The organism is Pseudomonas sp. WS 5503 (assembly GCF_012985385.1).
Taxonomy (GTDB): domain Bacteria; phylum Pseudomonadota; class Gammaproteobacteria; order Pseudomonadales; family Pseudomonadaceae; genus Aquipseudomonas; species Aquipseudomonas paracarnis.
The window spans coordinates 351,096-367,957 of the sequence record NZ_JAAQWI010000004.1; the positions used below are offsets into that span (position 1 = coordinate 351,096).

The 16,862-nt window shown below is 60.1% G+C and carries 14 protein-coding genes; 6 read left to right on the top strand and 8 right to left on the bottom strand.

Annotation, left to right across the window (positions count from 1 at the left end):
* Positions 1–33 precede the first annotated feature (33 nt).
* The 4 genes from HBO10_RS13460 to puuE form a co-directional block, all read right to left on the bottom strand.
* Entirely contained in the window at positions 34–537 is a 504-nt protein-coding gene (locus HBO10_RS13460; protein ID WP_003192823.1) for an ureidoglycolate lyase, read from the bottom strand.
* Between the two features lie 135 nt (positions 538–672).
* Positions 673–1,668, bottom strand: coding sequence for an allantoicase (alc, locus tag HBO10_RS13465; RefSeq protein ID WP_017137848.1), 996 nt, complete (start codon positions 1,666–1,668; stop codon positions 673–675).
* Positions 1,669–1,709: 41 nt separating this feature from the next.
* On the bottom strand, positions 1,710–2,225 hold the full coding sequence (gene uraD / locus HBO10_RS13470; protein ID WP_014719293.1) for a 2-oxo-4-hydroxy-4-carboxy-5-ureidoimidazoline decarboxylase: 516 nt from the start codon (positions 2,223–2,225) through the stop codon (positions 1,710–1,712).
* Positions 2,222–3,148, bottom strand: a complete 927-nt coding sequence (gene puuE / locus HBO10_RS13475) for an allantoinase PuuE (protein WP_014719292.1) — start codon at positions 3,146–3,148, stop codon at positions 2,222–2,224. The genes uraD and puuE overlap by 4 nt, the downstream gene beginning before the upstream one ends.
* 411 nt (positions 3,149–3,559) lie before the next feature.
* Here puuE and uraH point away from each other — a divergent pair, with 411 nt between their 5' ends.
* Together uraH and HBO10_RS13485 are read left to right on the top strand one after the other, a co-directional pair.
* Complete coding sequence (uraH, locus tag HBO10_RS13480) at positions 3,560–3,943, top strand: hydroxyisourate hydrolase (RefSeq protein WP_169918711.1); 384 nt, start codon at positions 3,560–3,562, stop codon at positions 3,941–3,943.
* A 158-nt stretch (positions 3,944–4,101) separates the two neighbouring features.
* A complete protein-coding gene (locus tag HBO10_RS13485; protein WP_034126135.1) occupies positions 4,102–9,333 on the top strand; it encodes a DUF6543 domain-containing protein in 5,232 nt (1,743 codons plus the stop codon).
* Here HBO10_RS13485 and HBO10_RS13490 read toward each other — a convergent pair.
* Together HBO10_RS13490 and HBO10_RS13495 are read right to left on the bottom strand one after the other, a co-directional pair.
* Entirely contained in the window at positions 9,317–9,955 is a 639-nt protein-coding gene (locus tag HBO10_RS13490; RefSeq protein WP_034126136.1) for a LysE family translocator, read from the bottom strand. The genes HBO10_RS13485 and HBO10_RS13490 overlap by 17 nt on opposite strands.
* Positions 9,956–10,021: 66 nt before the next feature.
* Complete coding sequence (locus HBO10_RS13495; protein ID WP_034126137.1) at positions 10,022–11,368, bottom strand: NCS2 family permease; 1,347 nt, start codon at positions 11,366–11,368, stop codon at positions 10,022–10,024.
* Positions 11,369–11,659: 291 nt separating this feature from the next.
* Between HBO10_RS13495 and HBO10_RS13500 the strand changes: the two genes are divergently transcribed.
* On the top strand, positions 11,660–12,262 hold the full coding sequence (locus tag HBO10_RS13500; protein WP_034126138.1) for a glutathione S-transferase family protein: 603 nt from the start codon (positions 11,660–11,662) through the stop codon (positions 12,260–12,262).
* Positions 12,263–12,364: 102 nt separating this feature from the next.
* Here the strand turns inward: HBO10_RS13500 and HBO10_RS13505 are convergent, their stop codons facing one another.
* Positions 12,365–13,261 (bottom strand): LysR family transcriptional regulator, encoded by an 897-nt coding sequence (locus HBO10_RS13505; RefSeq protein WP_034126139.1) that lies wholly within the window; start codon positions 13,259–13,261, stop codon positions 12,365–12,367.
* A 110-nt stretch (positions 13,262–13,371) separates the two neighbouring features.
* On the opposite strand from HBO10_RS13505, the gene HBO10_RS13510 reads away from it, so the two are divergent.
* From HBO10_RS13510 to HBO10_RS13520, 3 genes are read left to right on the top strand one after another with little or no spacing between them, the layout of a single operon-like run.
* The gene (locus HBO10_RS13510; RefSeq protein WP_034126140.1) at positions 13,372–14,664 is read left to right on the top strand and encodes a citrate:proton symporter; all 1,293 of its coding nucleotides are present in this window, start codon (positions 13,372–13,374) and stop codon (positions 14,662–14,664) included.
* Between the two features lies 1 nt (position 14,665).
* Positions 14,666–15,991, top strand: coding sequence for an acyclic terpene utilization AtuA family protein (locus tag HBO10_RS13515; protein WP_034126141.1), 1,326 nt, complete (start codon positions 14,666–14,668; stop codon positions 15,989–15,991).
* Positions 15,988–16,308 (top strand): hypothetical protein, encoded by a 321-nt coding sequence (locus tag HBO10_RS13520; RefSeq protein ID WP_034126142.1) that lies wholly within the window; start codon positions 15,988–15,990, stop codon positions 16,306–16,308. The genes HBO10_RS13515 and HBO10_RS13520 overlap by 4 nt, the downstream gene beginning before the upstream one ends.
* A gap of 120 nt (positions 16,309–16,428) precedes the next feature.
* On the opposite strand, the gene HBO10_RS13525 is transcribed toward HBO10_RS13520, so the two are convergent.
* Positions 16,429–16,800 carry a glutathione S-transferase N-terminal domain-containing protein gene (locus HBO10_RS13525; RefSeq protein ID WP_020302241.1) on the bottom strand — a complete coding sequence of 124 codons (372 nt, stop codon included), beginning with the start codon at positions 16,798–16,800 and terminating at the stop codon, positions 16,429–16,431.
* Positions 16,801–16,862: the final 62 nt, after the last annotated feature.

The following is a 16,862-nucleotide window of genomic DNA, read 5'->3' on the forward strand; positions in this document are numbered from 1 at the left end:
GTCACCCTTGTTGTCGGGTGATCAGACCTTCTCTTATTGGTGGGGGGCGAGGATCAAACGCTCATCCTCTTTGAAAAAATGCTCATCGCAGTTATTGCCTGTGCCACTGCGATCAACCACCAGGAAGTCATCCCGCTTTTCGATCGTCAGCACCGGGTGGTGCCAGACGCCGCGATGGTAATTAATGCCCTGCCTGCCGTTGGTGACGAAGGCGCGGACCAAGCCCGATACAGGTTCATCGCCAAGTGGCGCGACCACGATCAGAAAGGGGTTGCCGAGCAGCGGAATGAAAGCCTGGCTGCCCAGCGGGTGTCTCTCCAGCATGCACACGGTCAGCGGCATGTCCTGCGCGTCGGCGCGGAAGATGCTGATGATGGCGTGGTCTTCCGGCTTCGCGGTTTCGACCGTGGCCAGTTTGTGAAAGCGCATGGTCGACCCGTTGTTGATCATGAAGTGATCGCTGCCGTCGGTTTCGATAACGTCTCCGAAGGGGGCGAAGGCTTCTTTGGTCAGGGGTTCGATCATCAGTGTGCGCATGGCTGTCTTCTTGTCTTGTCTATAGATCGTTCCCACGCTCTGCGTGGGAACGCTGCCCTGGACGCTCTGCGTCCGCTGTGTGACGCGGAGCGTCACGGGGTGCATCCCCACGCAGAGCGTGGGGACGATCGGGTGTTATTTGGCGACCTTGCCCAGGACGCGCAGGCGACTCACACCACCATCAGGGAACACGTTCAAGCGGATGTGGGTAATCGGCCCCAGCGCCTTGATCTGCTCGGCGAAGGTGTGTTCGGCGTGCATTTCCAGCTTCTGCGCCGGCAGCAGTTCGCGCCAGAACAGCGACTGGGTTTCGATCTGGCTGTCGGTGCCGCCTTTCACGAAGGCGCCCTGGATCGAGCAGGTGTCAGGGTAGTTGCCCTTGAAGTGCAGGGTGTCCACCACGATTTTCTCGATCTCGCCCGGGTGGCCCAGGGCGACGATCACCCAGTCATTGCCTGGCGTGCGACGACGTGCGGTTTCCCAGCCATCGCCCATGTTGATGCCGCGGCCCGGGTTGAGGATGTTGCTCATGCGGCCGAAGTGTTCGTCGGAACAGGCCAGGGCACGACCGCCATTGAGCGCGGCGGCCAGGTCGACCTGTTCGTTGTCGCCCACCGAAGACCAGTCGCGGAACGGCACGCCGTACACACGCAGACGGGCCACGCCGCCATCCGGGTAGATGTTGAAGCGCAGGTGGCTGAACGCCTGGTCGTTGTTGATCTCGTGGTAGTGGTGGCTGTTGCCTTGCAGCTCGACGGCTGACAGCACTTCCACCCATTGGGTGTTGGCATCCGGCTCGCCCGAGGCCAGGAAGCAGGCTTCCAGCGAAGCCGACGGCGGGAAGTTGCCGGTGAAGAATGAAGTGTCGATGTCCACGCCTTTGATCGAACCCGGCACGCCCAGGCGGATCACCGCACTGTCGTAGCCTTCGAAGCGCTTGCGGCGTGACTCCCAGCCGTCCATCCACTTGCCGTTGTCATCGAAAACGCCCTCCTTCCACACGGCCGGGGTCGGCTGGAACAGGCGGTTGGCGTCAGCGAACCAGTCATCGGTCACCGAGATGATCTTGGTGCCCAGGCGGGCGTCGGCCAGGTTGACGAACTTTTCGAAAGGTACGGCGTAAGCTTTCATTCTTCTTGTCTGCCTTAGATAGAGTGGCTGGGGATGGACTGCTAGAGGGTCAGTAAGCGGAACAACGCGATCTTGTTGATCTCGTCCAGCGCGCACTTGAACTCGGTGTCTGCCGAGTTGTGGATGCGCGTTTCGAACGCGGCGAGGATCTGATGCCGGTTGCTGCCTTTTACCGCCATGATGAAGGGAAACTTGAACTTGGCTTTGTAGGCCTCGTTCAGCTCGGTGAAGCGAGAAAACTCTTCGGCCGTGCATTGGTGAATACCCGCGCCCGCTTGTTCATCGGTGCTGGCTTGGGTCAGTTGGCCCTGGACGGCAGCTTTTCCGGCCAGGTCCGGGTGAGCATTGATCAGCGCCAGTTGCGAGGCGTGATCAGCACTCAACAGGATATCGCTCATGCGCTGGTGCAGGGTTTCGATCTGGTCGATCGACGCGTCCTGGCCCAGGTCGAAGGCCTTTTCGGCCACCCATGGCGAGTGTTCGTAGATATCGGCAAAGGCCTGGACGAAGGCGTCGCGGCTCAAGGTCGAAGGTTTCAGGGTCTGGAACGCAGTCATTTCGCCGCTCCCGGGAAAGGGTGGGTTTGGTGCCAGTGACGGGCGATGTCCACGCGGCGGGTGAACCACACCTGATCATGGCCTTTGACATATTCAATGAAGCGCTTGAGCGAGGCCAGGCGTGCCGGGCGACCGATCAGGCGGCAATGCAGGCCGATCGATAGCATCTTCGGCGCTTCGGCGCCTTCTGCGTACAGCACGTCGAAGGCATCCTTGAGGTACTCGAAAAAGTCATCGCCCTTGTTGAAACCCTGCACCTGGGTGAAGCGCATGTCGTTGGTGTCCAGGGTGTAGGGGATTACCAGGTGCGGCTTGCCGTTCGGGGTGTTGGGTTCCCAGTAGGGGAGGTCGTCGTCGTAGGTGTCGCAGTCGTACAGGAAGCCGCCTTCCTCCATCACCAGGCGACGGGTGTTGGGGCCGGTGCGGCCGGTGTACCAGCCCAATGGGCGTTCACCGGTAAGTTCGGTGAGGATGCGGATGGCTTCGAGCATGTGCTCGCGCTCCTGGGCCTCGTCCATGTACTGGTAGTCGATCCAGCGGTAGCCGTGGCTGCAAATCTCGTGGCCGGCGGCGACCATGGCGCGGATCACATCCGGATGCCGCTGAGCGGCCATGGCCACAGCGAAGATGGTCAGCGGGATGTCGAATTCTTTGAACAACTTGAGGATGCGCCACACACCGGCACGGCTGCCGTACTCGTACAGCGACTCCATGCTCATGTTGCGCTCGCCTTGCAGCGGTTGCGCCGAGACCATTTCCGAGAGGAAGGCTTCGGACTCTTTGTCACCGTGCAAAATGTTGCGCTCGCCGCCTTCTTCGTAGTTGAGTACGAACGACAGCGCAATGCGTGCCTTGCCCGGCCAGTGGGGGTGAGGAGGGTTACTGCCGTAACCGATCAGGTCGCGTGGGTAGTCAGCGCTCACTGCAGTCTTCCTTCTTGTTCGTGGTAGCAGGTGTGTGTGGCGTCCGGGCAGTGGAATGACTGAGTGGCGTCACAGCGATGAGTGATTGTATACAACTTATTGCAAACTTTGTAAGCCTGCATTTCTGCATTTTTTCTGAACGGGCTCTCTACGGGTCTCTGCAAGAAACTTGCCTGAGTGGTCAGGTTAAGATCAAAAAGCCCACTGTAGGAGCGAGCTTGCTCGCGAATAACCTGAGGGCGCCACTTTTCATCCTGGGAGCCCGCGTTATCGTTGGCGTTTTTCGCGAGCAAGCTCGCTCCTACAGGGGGTTGAAGCGCTGTGAAATTTATTGTGTACAATTTTCTTTGAAAATGTCTTAATCAGCCATCGCCGGCTTTTTCACTGCCCTGAAAGAGTGCGGGTTTCTCTATGACTGACTTCGGGAGGCGCATAAAAGCCATGGGACGTTTGACCACACACGTTTTGGACGCCGCGCACGGTTGCCCCGGCAGCGCAATCAAGGTTGAGCTGTACCGCGTCGAAGGTGCGCAGCTTGAGCTGGTCGCTACCGCCACCACCAACAGCGACGGCCGCTGCGATGCGCCGCTGTTGCAAGGCGACGATTACCGCAGCGGTGTCTACCAGCTGCAATTCAACGCGGGCGATTACTACCGCGCCCGTGGCGTGCAATTGCCGGAGCCGGCTTTCCTGGATGTAGTGGTACTACGCTTTGGCATCAGCGCCGAGCAAGAGCATTACCATGTACCCCTGTTGATTTCGCCTTACAGCTATTCCACCTATCGCGGTAGCTGAGTCGTCACCTCGCTTCATACCCCCAAATGCTCTTCGTTGGTTTCGCCCGCGCACACTGCGGGCTTTTTTTCGCCCGTGGTGTGTTCAATTATCTAACGCCTTTTGAGCCGCGACGCTGCCTAGGCTGGTGTTTGTCCTTCCATCAAGAAGAAAGCACCATGACTTCAGCCATCGGCAACATCTATTCAGATGATCCGGATATCACTGCCGAACGCGTGCAGCAGATGCGCGATCAACTGACTCGGCGCATCAACACTCATCCCCAGCCCGGCCGCCTGATCAACCAGCTCGCGGAGGCCGACCGGCGGTGTTTCCAGTCGACCAGAGTGCTCGCCCGCTTGATAGGTCATGCGCCCCGGGTTCTGGGAGTGATTCGTGCCGCGCTGCGCAAGGAATTTGAAATTGACCCCGACAGCCTGCTGTTTACCCAGGCGGCATTGCCGGGGGCGGCCGCCAAAGTTGACAGTTTGACCGACCGGGCGCTGCTGTCGCTGGCATTGCCTTCGGTACCGGACAACCTCAATCAATTCACCTCCTTGAGTGTCAAGGGCGATCCAAACCGTCGGCTGCCGTATACGCCTTTGCAGGTGTTGCGACGCATGATCGCGATGAACCTGCTGGAGCGGCTGCCTCAAGCGGTAACGGAATATTGGCAGGCCTTGGCGCATGGATCGTGGCACACACGTCAGGAGTGCTGGGCTGAATCATACGCCGCAGCTTTTGCCGAGCAGGCTTTCATGGCACGGCAACTGGATGAGATTTCCATTGCGGGAATGACCCTGGTCCAGCAACTGGTGGATGCCCCCGACACCGAGGCGCGCCAGCGCGCCGGGGGCAGTTGGGCCAGCGTGCGGGTAAGCCAATTGATGTGGCCAGGCTTGCCTGCAGTCGCGATTCCCGGGGCACTGCATATTTATCGAGATGGCGACCCCGAGGGCGCGCCGCATGTGATTTACCTGCCGGGCGTGGCCCGCCATTTTTACGAGTACCCGTCGTTCTTCTCGCTTCAATGCGGCCTGTTGGCGTTGACCAGTCAGACGCTGTTCGATGAACTCTGGCAATGCTTGCCACTAAAGCGTCGTCACCAATTATGCCGACCCGATCACCTGAGCCCAGCCTCCGTTGTCGTGCGTGGCGCGGCGGTGACGGAGGATGCGTTGGCGCTGAGCGCCCGGGCATTGCTGGATGGCCAGTGGGCGAATGAGTTGGCCTGCGCGCTGGCGATCAATCATGCGCATGTGTTCGCTGCAAGCAGGCCGCGGCCTGAAACGTTGTCGGCCACGGCCTTTCTCCGTTCGATCGAGCAAGCTCGCAAACGGCTGGCAGGCAGCGCCCGGCTGCACAACGTGTGCGACCAATTACTTGCCTGGGACCGGCAACGACGGCAGCCAGAAATCCTGTTTGCCAGTGCGATGCCCGAGCTGGCCCGGCTTACGGCAGAGCAACAGGTCAAACGCTATGAAAAAGGCCTGGTTGCGTTGCTTAACCAGGATGATCCGAGTGCGCAGAGCGCGGCGTTTGAGCAGGTGTTGGCGCTCGAGCGTCAGCGCAAGGAGCACACGCAGGTGCTGAGCGCACAGATCAAGGATGCGCAGCATCAACTGTTCGATTTGCCGTTCTGGCTTGCGCGCCCTGGGGGAGGGCGCAGGCGTGCTGCGCTGTTTTTGCGCGCCCAGGTCGAAGCATTGCGCTGTGAGGTTGAGTTGCAACACCAGCTCAAGCTCATATCCACGGCGCATCGTGACGTGATTAGCGAAGTGCTGGACCAGCCTGCAGCGCGCAAACGCCCTGGCAGTCAAACCCAGGTGCTGTCGGTCTCGGTGGGCAGCGCGCCGGATGCCTTCTATCCGCTGCATAACCTGTGGGTGGTGACGCGAGTGACCGCGCTGAAAAACCCGACAGGCGCAATTCCGGTGGTGTTGTATGCGTTTGGAGACTATGGCGGGCTTATGGCTTTTTCCGGCCTGGAGGCGCTGACGCAGGGGCTCAAAGCGACACTGGGCAGCAGTGACTATTCCAGGTTATGGGGTTGTGTCGAACGGGATAAGCTCCACGACTTGCGCGCCCATGCGGTGCGCAACACGCTGGCTGTGCGTTACGAGCCTGTCGACATCAGCCCCACGGGTCTCTCGCTGAAAAACCTGGTGATGTACTACGCAGGGTTGAGCAAACGCATCGGTGGCATGGCGAGGCTTTTCGGCGAGGTGAAGGATGCGATGGTCAGCCGCTTGTTGTGGGTGGTCGAGCTGCACCAACATCTGGCGTTTCCTCCCAACCATGCCTTGAGCCAGGCGTTGGCCAATGTGGACGTGCTGCGCAAAGTTGCGCTTGAGATGAAAAGTTCCCCAGCATGGCTGGCCAGCGCAACGCCTACCCAAGTCAAACAATTCCAACGCCTCAAGCGCAGGTACCTGGGCAGTGCCGCTGCCGCTGAAAGCGGGCTCGTGCAGATCCTGCCTGACCTGGACACCTTCGCCCGCAGTGCATTGATCGCTCGTTTGACTGAAGACGGTTTTTACCCGGAACTGGACATCGACAAGCCGTTGATCGACTTGCCGGATGACACCTACAGCAGTTTTTGTGGCCACGAAAGTCGCTGCACGCCGGGCGATCGCAAAGTCATCGTGACACCCAGCCTCAAACGCCACACGTTCAGCATGCTGCAACTGACGTTGCATAACCTTGACTCGCAAGCACCCTGGACACGCCCGCGATTGACACGCGGCCGCTATCTGCAACCGCAGTGGCGCCAGCGACTGAACGCCGATTATCTGATCAACACCGTGTCTTCGCTGGATATCGGCGGTCATTACGCGATACGGGCCCACCGTGCATTTTACCCTGCGGGGGCGAGCGGTCAGAGGGAAGAACGTATCCCTGTGCTGATAAATCGCACGTTGCGGGACTGCGCGCAGATGCAGCTTTTTTCGGCGACCGCCCAGAGTTTGAGCGCCCAGGCGCAGAGCCTGTTCAAGGTTGCAATGGCAGCCCGCACGGCTGAAGACCTGTTAAAGAACGGGCATCGGCTGACGCTCAGTGTGGTTCATTTGGTAGGACACACGATGCTGCATGATCGTTACATCGCAGGCATTGTGGTGATGGCGGACCAGGCCAGCGGACGCTGCGTGGTTTACTGGCCGGCCGCGCCCCAAGCCTTGGTCATCAGCGAATACACCAGTGTGGGAGTAGCCCTGGCGGCGCTCAATCGTATGGCTGCAGAGCCCGATTACGTTAAGGTTCTGGCGCGACAGGTTGCACCGGGTTGGGCATTCGAGGCCATCGCCCATAACGTCGATGCAACAAACAAGAACAGCTCGATTTATGACGTGGACCATATCCTCGCCGGTTTTTCATTCTTCGAAGGTGTGTGGAGGAGCTATGAGTTTTTCCGCTCATTCAAAATCACGCACCTTGAGCCTACGCCAGCGGTCAATGAAATCGAAGAGCTGATCCACGAGCAGATTGCCAGTGCACCATCGAACTGGTTGGCGGTGGTGCCCACCACCTACCGTGACGCCAGGGCACTGCTGTACGCGGCCAGCTCGCTGGAGCTGCAAGGGCGGGTTCAAGCCGTCAGTAACTCCAGCTGGATGTTGGCGACTTATCGGGTTCAACGTCTTGAAGAGCAGAGCGAGGCCACCCGGCGCGGGTTGCTGGGTATTTTGATTCCGTTATTCGGTAAGGCTAACGACTTCCATGATTTGCTGTTGGCTGCCCGACGCTATCATCGCTTTGGCGACCCTAACGATGCCGTGGATGTGGCGTTCATGACCCTGTTTCTGGCGGTCGAACTGGCGACAGACTTTGCGCCTGTTCCCAAAGTGAAGGGCGGTAAGGTCATAGGTATGCGTTCGCCGATGAAGGTTCTGAGTCGTATCCGTCGCTTGCCGATGGCAATACGTAGTCATTTGCCCAGCGCGTCTTCGTCGCTGGTGACGCAATCGAAGCTCTTGGACCGTTTCAGAATCAAGGGTAAGCCCGAGGGCGCCGTAGCGTTGAAAGGGCCGGGCAGGCAAGGCGTGCATGTCAAGAACGGCGAGCAGTTCATAGCGGACGATACGCACCATTACCCGGTTTACCAGCGCGAAAGTGAAGAGGTATTTCGCCTGCGAAATAGCCGGGAACCGGGGCTGGATGAGTTGGTCATCAACATTCAAGAGCCTAAAGAGTGGTTGTTGGGCATGAATGCGCCACAACCTGGGCCCAGCTCCGGGGTGCATAACCCATGGCCCGTTTCCCCATTGCCGGATTGGCAACCCCCTCGTACGCGCACGGCTACCGAGAACCGGATTGTGCGGTCACGTACAACGGATACTCACTGGCTGAGTTGGCGTGTTCAAGTCCAACCCAGTCAAATTGTGGACTTTCCGGCGGCTGGCGTGTTTGAGGTAGGCGTGGGGCCCAGAGGTTCTGAGCTCAATGCCAGGTTTTTACGCGTGGCGCCTCCTTATACCGCCATCCAGGATCCGAGCAGCGGTTTCTACCGGATGCTCCCGCAGGGTGATCGTGCACCGTTGAACGGCCTGGTGTTTATCACCCGAAATGAGCCACCGGGGCGATCCGCGCTAACCGATATCATGCGCTGGACAAGCACTGATATTCGCGACCAGCCTATTCCCGTATCACGCCTGCCTTCAGGGGGGTGGCAAAATCATCCGGCACTGTTCGACAGGCCGTTGAGGCAGTATGTGACCATGGCCTTTCCCACCCTGACGAATGATGCTCGAACGTTTGCCGTCATAAGGTTGGTTGAATTGTCAGGTCCTTCCCGGGCTGCCACGGCAAGCCATTTGCTCGACATCCGCGCGACGCTGGACGAATGGCTACCCGCGCCTCCTGCGAGGAGCGGTCAAACGGATGATTTACTGCGGATGTTGCGACCTAATGAACGTCGCAGCGAATATCTATACATCGGTTTTGAAGGCAAGGCGCCCGGCTTCACGCGTGTCGACTTCATACCGCCTCATCCGTTAGACCCGAGCCTGCAATATGCTGTCAGACCGGTCAGGACGCAGAGGCTTGAAGCAGAGCGCGCCGCCGTCAGAACCGTGTTGGAGCAGCAGGGTTACCGCATTGTGGACTTGTCTGTGCGACGTCCAGGGTTACCTGTTGGAGAAAACAGTATTGAATCAGTCGTGACTCATCCCCGTTCGAGCACAATTTACTACGTGGCCTACCAATGGTTTGAGACAGGGCGAATTAGCGTGAGAACGAAGCTTTCGGACAAGTGGGTTAGGGTAGCCATCAACTCCCACCCTGACTCTGCTTTATTAAGGGCGGTTGACAACGCGATGCAAGAACAACGCTTGGTGCGGATTGTGGCCGGCATTCAGTGGCCCACAAAGGGGCAGTTGGCCCCCACTGTCTATTTCGTCAAATTGAACCCTTAGCGTTGATGAGAGCCATTGCACCGGCGCCGCCAAACAGCGCAGCGCTGGTGCGGTTGAACCAGCTCTGGCCCGAACCGCTGCGCAAATACCGCGCGGCGCCATGGGCGCCCAAGCCGTAAGCCAATTTGCACAACAGGTCGAGCACCGTCCAGGTGGCGATCATGATCAACAATTGCGGTAAAAACGCCTGCTCGGCGCTGAGAAACTGCGGCAGGAAGGCCGCAAAAAACAGGATGTCCTTGGGGTTGCTGGCCCCCAGTACGAAGGCCCGGCCAAACAACGCACCAAAGCGCGGCACAGCCGGGGACTGCGGCACTTCGGCGCCTGCGCTCGGCAGGCGCGATTGCTGCCAGCTTTGCCAGGCGAGGTAGAACAGGTACAGCGCGCCGACGATCTTCAGTGCGCTGAACAATTGCTCGGATGCCAGCAACAGCGCGCCGAGGCCAAGTGCCGAGGCGCTCAGCAGACAGATCGAAGCAAATACGCCGCCCAGAAACGCCGGGTAAGAGCGGCGCAGGCCGAAGTTGAGGCTGTTGCTGATCATCAGCAATGACAGCGGGCCGGGGATCAGGATCACCACCAGCGCAGCGCCGCTGAACAACAGCCAGGTATCCAGGTTCATCTACAGTTCTCCCTTACGTGCAAAAGCCCCACCCGAAGGTGAGGCGGTTTTTCAGCCCTTCCTGAACTACAGAAAGATGAACTTGGCGATAAAGATCGCGCACAGCACCCACAGGCTGATGGAAATCTCACGGTACTTGCCGGTGCCGGCCTTCAACGCCACATAGGTGATAAAGCCCAGGGCAATCCCGTCGGCGACCGAAAATGTCAACGGCATCATGATCGCGGTCACGATGGCCGGAATGCTGTCGGTGGCTTCATCCCAATTGATATGGGCCATGCTCGCCATCATCAGCATTGCCACGTAAATCAATGCGCCCGCCGTGGCATAGGCGGGAATCATGCCGGCCAGCGGCGCGAAAAACATCGCCGCCACAAACAGCACGCCTACGGTCACGGCAGTCAAGCCGGTGCGGCCGCCGGCAGCTACACCGGCAGCGCTTTCCACATAGCTGGTCACAGGCGGCACGCCAACCATGGCGCCGAACACGCTGGAAGCACTGTCGGCCTTTAATGCACGAGACAGGTTGTCGATCTTGCCGTCTGCCTTGACTAGCCCTGCGCGTTGGGCAACGCCCATCAGTGTACCGGCAGTGTCGAACATGTGTACAAAAAGAAAGGCAAATACCACGCTTATCATGCTCACATTGAACACACCCATCACGTCCATGGCCATCCAGGTCGGTGCCAAGCTCGGTGGGGTAGAGAGAATGCCGTTGTAATGCACCAGGCCCAGGCCCCAGCCCGCCAGGGTCACGGCGATGATGCTGATCAGGATCGCGCCGAATACGCGGTGGTAACTGAGGATGGCGATCAGCAGGAAGCACACCGCCGCCAGCAGTGGGGCGGGTTCATGCAGGGAGCCGAGCTTGATCAGGGTGGCCGGGCTGTCGACGATGATGCCGGCGGTTTTCAGGCCGATCACCCCCAGGAACAGGCCCACGCCCGCGCCCATGGCATGACGCAGGCTGACCGGGATACTGTTGAGCAACCATTCGCGGATACGCGACAGCGTCAGGATCATGAACAGCACACCCGAGACAAATACCGCACCGAGGGCGGTTTCCCAGTTGTAGCCCATGGTGCCGACCACGGTGTAGGTGAAAAACGCGTTCAAGCCCATGCCCGGCGCCAGTCCCACTGGCCAGTTGGCGTACAGGCCCATCAACAGGCAGCCCAGCGCGGCGGCGATGCAGGTGGCGACGAAAGCCGCGCCGTGATCGATACCGGCATCGGCCATGATGTTGGGGTTGACGAAAATGATGTAGGCCATGGTGATAAAGGTGGTGAGGCCGGCGATCAGCTCGGTCTTCACTGTGGTGCCATGCAAGCGCAGTTTGAACAGGCGCTCCAGCCAACCGCCTCGGGGCGCGGCCAGATCCAACGTAGGGGCTTCGGTTTTACGGCTATCCACAGCGAGTACTCCTCAATCGTTTTATTGTTATTTCCAGCGCCGGTTACATGAGTGGGCAACCGCGCTTTGAGGTACTGGCGGGCTTTGTTGACCAAAAGGTCAGGAACTCGCACGAAGCGAATTATGCTTTTGTATACAAATAAAGCAAATAATGTTTTCGATTATCTTGGCGAAAAGGGATGAAAGGCCCAGGCCAAGGGATTTATTCTGCACGACGCCTTGAAACAAGCCTTCGATACCCGCACCTTGTGGGCGCAAGCATTCGGTCAGCGCGGTGAAAAGGGGAGCCCCATGTACAAGGTTTATGGCGATTACAAGTCGGGCAATTGCTACAAGGTCAAATTGATGCTCAATCTGTTGGGCATCCCGTATGAATGGATCGATATCGATATCCTCAAGGGCGATACCCAGACCCCGGCGTTCCTGGCCAAGAACCCCAATGGCAAGGTCCCGGTATTGGAGCTCGAAGATGGCACCTGCCTGTGGGAGTCCAACGCGATCCTCAACTTCCTCGCCGATGGCAGCGAATTCCTGCCGACCGAACCGCGCCTGCGCACGCAAGTCCTGCAGTGGCAATTCTTCGAGCAATACAGCCACGAGCCCTACATTGCGGTGGCGCGGTTCATTCAGTTCTACCTGAACATGCCCGAGGATCGGCTGGAAGAATACAAGACCACCCACAAAGGCGGTTACAAGGCCTTGAGAGTGATGGAGCGTCAGCTTCAAGCCACGCCTTATTTAGTGGGCGAGCAGTTTTCCATTGCCGATATTGCGTTGTATGCCTACACCCATGTGGCCCATGAAGGCGGCTTTGACCTGGCGCCGTATCCGGCGGTGCAGGCGTGGTTGCAGCGCGTGGCCAGTCATCCCAAGTACGTGGCGATGCTCGACTGACTCCCTCGGTCCTATGTGGGAGCTGGCTTGCCTGCGATAGCGTCACCCTGGTGCCCCGGCTAAACCGAGGTGTCTGCATCGCAGGCAAGCTTGCTCCCACATTCAGCGCGGCGGCGTGTCAGGCAGTGCTTTGTTGAGCAGTTCAAAGCAGCGCTGCGCCGCCGGGCTCAAGCCCATCCCGCTACGGCTGATCAACCCGATCTCTCGATTCACTCCGGGATGATCGATGCTGATCCGCTTCAAACCTTCCAGGCTATCCGCCGCTGACTCCGGCAACACACTGATGCCCAGGCCCTGGCGCACCAAGGCCAATACAGTCGACATGTAGTTGGCCTCCATGCCGGCGTTCAGCGTCAGCCGTGTCTCATCGAACAGCGTGTCTACTTGCTCGCGCACACTGCTGTCGCGGCCGGTCAGGATGATCGGCTGGTCCGCCAATTGTTCCAGCGTCAGTTGGCGATGGCGGGCGAGCGCATGGCCCGATGGCACAAATGCGCACAGCCGATCATTGAGCACCGGCACGAAGTCCAGCCCGTGGCTCAGGCGGGCGCGCACGCCGATGCCGAAATCCACTTCGCCGTTGCGAACCTTTGCATGAATGCGCTGGGCCACCAGGTCATGCAGGCGCACTTCGATGCCGGCGAAGCGTTCGCGAAACAGGCGCAAGGCCGGGGGCAGGGCGCCAGCGCAGACTGAGGGCAGCGCGGCGATGGTTACCACTCCACGGCGCAAGGCGGCGAGGTCGCGGGAGCCGGTGACGATGTTGTCCAGGTCCAGCACCAGTTTTTCCATGGGCCCGCGCGCCTCCTGGCCCGCAGCGGTAATGCTCACGTGGCGCGGGCTGCGGTCGAGCAGGGCGACGCCGAGCCAGTCTTCCAGTTGTTGCACCTGCACGGTGAGGGCCGACGGCGAAAGGTGTAACTCGTTGGCCGCTTTGGTGAAACTGCCAGTGCGGGCCACCGCGAGGAACGCCTGGATGTGCTGGATGGAGTTCTTCATTTTGTTTTTCCGAACGAGCTAGGCCGAATATTCCAATTTACAAAGACTAACCCGCTTCCAATACTCCAGGGAAAACAATAACTGGCCAACCAGGCCGCCTGGAGTAACCCATGCTCGCAACCCTGGGTGTCATCACCATCCTGTGCCTGCTCGCTGCCGTCATGAGCAAGCGCCTCTCGCCACTGGTGGCTTTGATCGCCTTGCCGATCATCGCTGCGCTGATCGGCGGCTTCGGCCTGCAAACCAGTGCCTTCATCATTACCGGTATCAAGAACGTCGCCCCTGTGGTCGGCATGTTTGTGTTCGCGATCCTGTTTTTCGGGATCATGACCGACGCGGGCATGCTCGATCCCATCATTGATCGCATCCTGCGCACGGTCGGCACGCGTCCTACACGGATTGTGGTGGGGACCGCGACCCTGGCGTTGCTGGTGCACCTGGACGGCTCTGGCGCGGTGACCTTTCTGGTGACGGTGCCGGCGATGCTGCCGCTGTATACGCGGCTGGGCATTGATAAACGCATCCTCGCCTGCGTGTGTGCGATGGCCGCCGGCGTCAACTTCCTGCCCTGGACCGGCCCGGTGCTGCGTTCGTCGGCGGCGCTGCATGTGCCAGTGGCCGACCTGTTCCAGCCACTGATCCCGGTGCAGATCGTCGGGTTGATCTTTGTTTTCGCCTGCGCCTGGTGGCTGGGCCATCGCGAAGAAAAACGCCTGGGCCTGGGCGCCGGTTCCAGCGTGGAGGCGGTGCCGCAACGAGTGCTCAGCGATGACGACATCAAGCTGCGCCGTCCACGGTTGTTCTGGGTCAACCTGGTGCTGACCGTGCTGGTGATGGTGGTGATGATCGCCGGCTGGGTCGACCCGGTGGTGATGTTCATGCTCGGCACCGTGGTTGCGTTGTGCATCAACTATCCCAACGTGGACGCCCAGCGTGCGCGCATTGACGCCCATGCGAAAACCGCCCTGACCATGGCCAGTATCCTGCTCGCCGCCGGGGTATTTACCGGCATCATGCAAGGCACCGGCATGCTCAAGGCCATCGCCGAAGTGGCGGTGGCGCAGATTCCGGCGGGCCACGGCAAGTTGATCCCGGCCGTCGTGGGCTTTTTGTCCATGCCCATGAGCATGTTGTTTGACCCAGATTCCTACTATTTCGGCGTGATGCCGGTGATCGCCGAAGTCGGCAAAGCCCTGGGCGTCGACCCGCTTCAGGTGGCCCAGGCTTCGCTGCTGGGCGTGCACACCACCGGCTTCCCGGTCAGCCCGCTGACCCCTGCGACCTTCCTGCTGGTGGGCCTGTGCAAGATCGAACTGGCCGATCACCAGCGCTTCACCATTCCTTTCCTGTTTGCCGCCTCGGTGTTGATGACCCTGACGGCGTTGCTCCTGGGAGTGATTTGACATGAACACCTTGCGCATCGGCTCCGGCGCCGGCTACTCCGGCGACCGTATAGAACCTGCCGTGGAACTGGCCGAACACGGCGACCTGGATTACCTGGTCTTCGAATGCCTGGCCGAACGCACCATCGCCCTGGCGCAACAGGCGCGTATCAGCGACCCGCAAGGCGGTTATGACCCGCTGCTGGCTGAGCGCATGCGCCGTGTCTTGCCCTTTGTGGGGCAGGGGGCGGGGCGTCGACGCCTGCGCGTGATCACCAACATGGGCGCGGCCAACCCGCTGGCGGCGGCCAGTCAAGTACGGCGCATTGCTGGCGAGCTGGGCCTGGGCCTCAAGGTTGTGGCGGTGGTCGGGGATGACGTGCTGCATACCTTGTCTGCCGAACAGTTGCTGGATAACGGCCAGACCGTAGGCGCGTTGGGTGAGCGGTTGATTTCTGCCAATGCCTACCTGGGCGTGGAGGGCATTGTTCAAGCGTTGCGCGCCGACGCCGATGTGGTGATCACCGGGCGCGTGGCCGACCCTTCGCTGTTCCTGGCGCCGCAGATGTTCGAGTTCGGCTGGGCCTTCGATGATTGGCCGCGACTGGGCCGGGGCACGTTGGTGGGGCATTTGCTGGAGTGCGCGGGGCAGGTCAGTGGCGGCTATTTCGCCGATCCAGGCTTCAAGGATGTGGAGGATCTGGCGCGCCTGGGCTTTCCCCTGGCCGAGATCGACGCCGACGGCAACGCAGTGATCACCAAGGTGGCAGGCTCGGGTGGGCGGGTCAGCCGCGCGAGCTGCGTCGAACAACTGATTTATGAAGTTCACGACCCGGCAGCTTATTTGACCCCGGATGTGACGGCCGACTTTTCCCTGGTGGGGTTTGTCGAGGAGGGCGTGGACCGGGTGCGTGCCCAGGGAGCCAGTGGGCGTGCCCGGCCTGATCAACTGAAGGTCAGCGTCGGTTATCTGGACGGTTGGATTGGTGAAGGGCAGATGTCCTACGGTGGTCCCGGCGCTGTCGCACGGGCCGAGTTGGCGCGGGAAGTGGTGCTCAAGCGTCTCGCGTTGATCGGGGTCAACATGCAGGACCTGCGTGCCGAGTTGATCGGCATGGATTCATTGCACGGCCCTCGCAGCAGCGTCGAGCCTTGGGAAGTGCGCCTGCGGGTTGCCGCCCGTTGTGACGAGCGCAGCGACGCCGTGCGGGTCGGCAATGAAGTAGAGACCCTCTACACCAACGGCCCGGCCGGCGGTGGTGGGGCGAGCAAGAGCGTGCGTCAGGTGGTGGCGGTGGCGTCGTTGCTGTTGCCCCGTGAAGCGGTCAAACCGAGGATTGAAGAATGAAACTGCACAGGCTGGCCCATTCCCGCACCGGGGATAAGGGCGACACGTCGAACATCTCGATCATTGCCTATCGCGCCGAGGATTATCCGTTGCTGTGTGAACAGCTGACGGCTGAGCGCGTGGCCGAGTTCTTTGCCGATTTACGCGATCCCGATGCGGCACCGGTTCAGCGCCATGAGCTGCCGAACGTGCAGGCGCTGAACTTCGTCCTGCCGGGAATCCTGCGCGGCGGCGTAACCCGCTCGCTGGCCCTGGACGCCCACGGCAAGTGCCTGGGTTCGGCACTGTTGGATCTCGACCTGGCAATACCCACCTGATTTCTGTAGGAGCGAGCTTGCTCGCGAAGAACTCACAGGCACCGCGTTTATTCAGGCAGCCCCCGTTATCGTTGACGTTTTTCGCGAGCAAGCTCGCTCCTACATTGGTCGCCGCGGGCTTCAGATCGCAGCGAAGCGCTTGTCCAGGTAGTCAATGATCACCTTGGAGTCATACATCCAGGTGGTCTGGCCGTTCTCTTCGATGCGCAGGCACGGCACTTTGATCTTGCCGCCTTGCTCCAGCAGGGTCTGGCGGTCCTGCTCGTTGTTCTTCGCATCCTTGAGCGCCACCGGCACATTCAGGCGGTGCAGGGTGCGACGGGTCTTCACGCAGAACGGGCAGGCGTGGAACTGATACAGGGTCAGGTCCTTGGCCGCAGCATTGACCTTGGCCTGTTGTTCGGCAGGGCGTTGCTTTTTGCGTGGGCGGGTAAGAAAGTCGCCCGCGATGATGACGTGGCCGAGGCCCACTCGAAGTGCTTTGACGAACATGGCTGAAACCTCTTGCCCATGACTGAGGGGGCGCAGCTTACCTGATTTCTGCAGGCGAAAAA

Bases quoted from the DNA above. Each gene is read 5' to 3' on its own strand.
- alc (WP_017137848.1), bottom strand. From the start codon at position 1,668: ATGAAAGCTTACGCCGTACCTTTCGAAAAGTTCGTCAACCTGGCCGAC.
- HBO10_RS13525 (WP_020302241.1), bottom strand. From the start codon at position 16,800: ATGTTCGTCAAAGCACTTCGAGTGGGCCTCGGCCACGTCATCATCGCG.
- HBO10_RS13485 (WP_034126135.1), top strand. From the start codon at position 4,102: ATGACTTCAGCCATCGGCAACATCTATTCAGATGATCCGGATATCACT.
- HBO10_RS13515 (WP_034126141.1), top strand. From the start codon at position 14,666: ATGAACACCTTGCGCATCGGCTCCGGCGCCGGCTACTCCGGCGACCGT.
- HBO10_RS13510 (WP_034126140.1), top strand. From the start codon at position 13,372: ATGCTCGCAACCCTGGGTGTCATCACCATCCTGTGCCTGCTCGCTGCC.
- HBO10_RS13490 (WP_034126136.1), bottom strand. From the start codon at position 9,955: ATGAACCTGGATACCTGGCTGTTGTTCAGCGGCGCTGCGCTGGTGGTG.
- uraD (WP_014719293.1), bottom strand. From the start codon at position 2,225: ATGACTGCGTTCCAGACCCTGAAACCTTCGACCTTGAGCCGCGACGCC.
- HBO10_RS13500 (WP_034126138.1), top strand. From the start codon at position 11,660: ATGTACAAGGTTTATGGCGATTACAAGTCGGGCAATTGCTACAAGGTC.
- HBO10_RS13505 (WP_034126139.1), bottom strand. From the start codon at position 13,261: ATGAAGAACTCCATCCAGCACATCCAGGCGTTCCTCGCGGTGGCCCGC.
- HBO10_RS13460 (WP_003192823.1), bottom strand. From the start codon at position 537: ATGCGCACACTGATGATCGAACCCCTGACCAAAGAAGCCTTCGCCCCC.
- HBO10_RS13520 (WP_034126142.1), top strand. From the start codon at position 15,988: ATGAAACTGCACAGGCTGGCCCATTCCCGCACCGGGGATAAGGGCGAC.
- uraH (WP_169918711.1), top strand. From the start codon at position 3,560: ATGACTGACTTCGGGAGGCGCATAAAAGCCATGGGACGTTTGACCACA.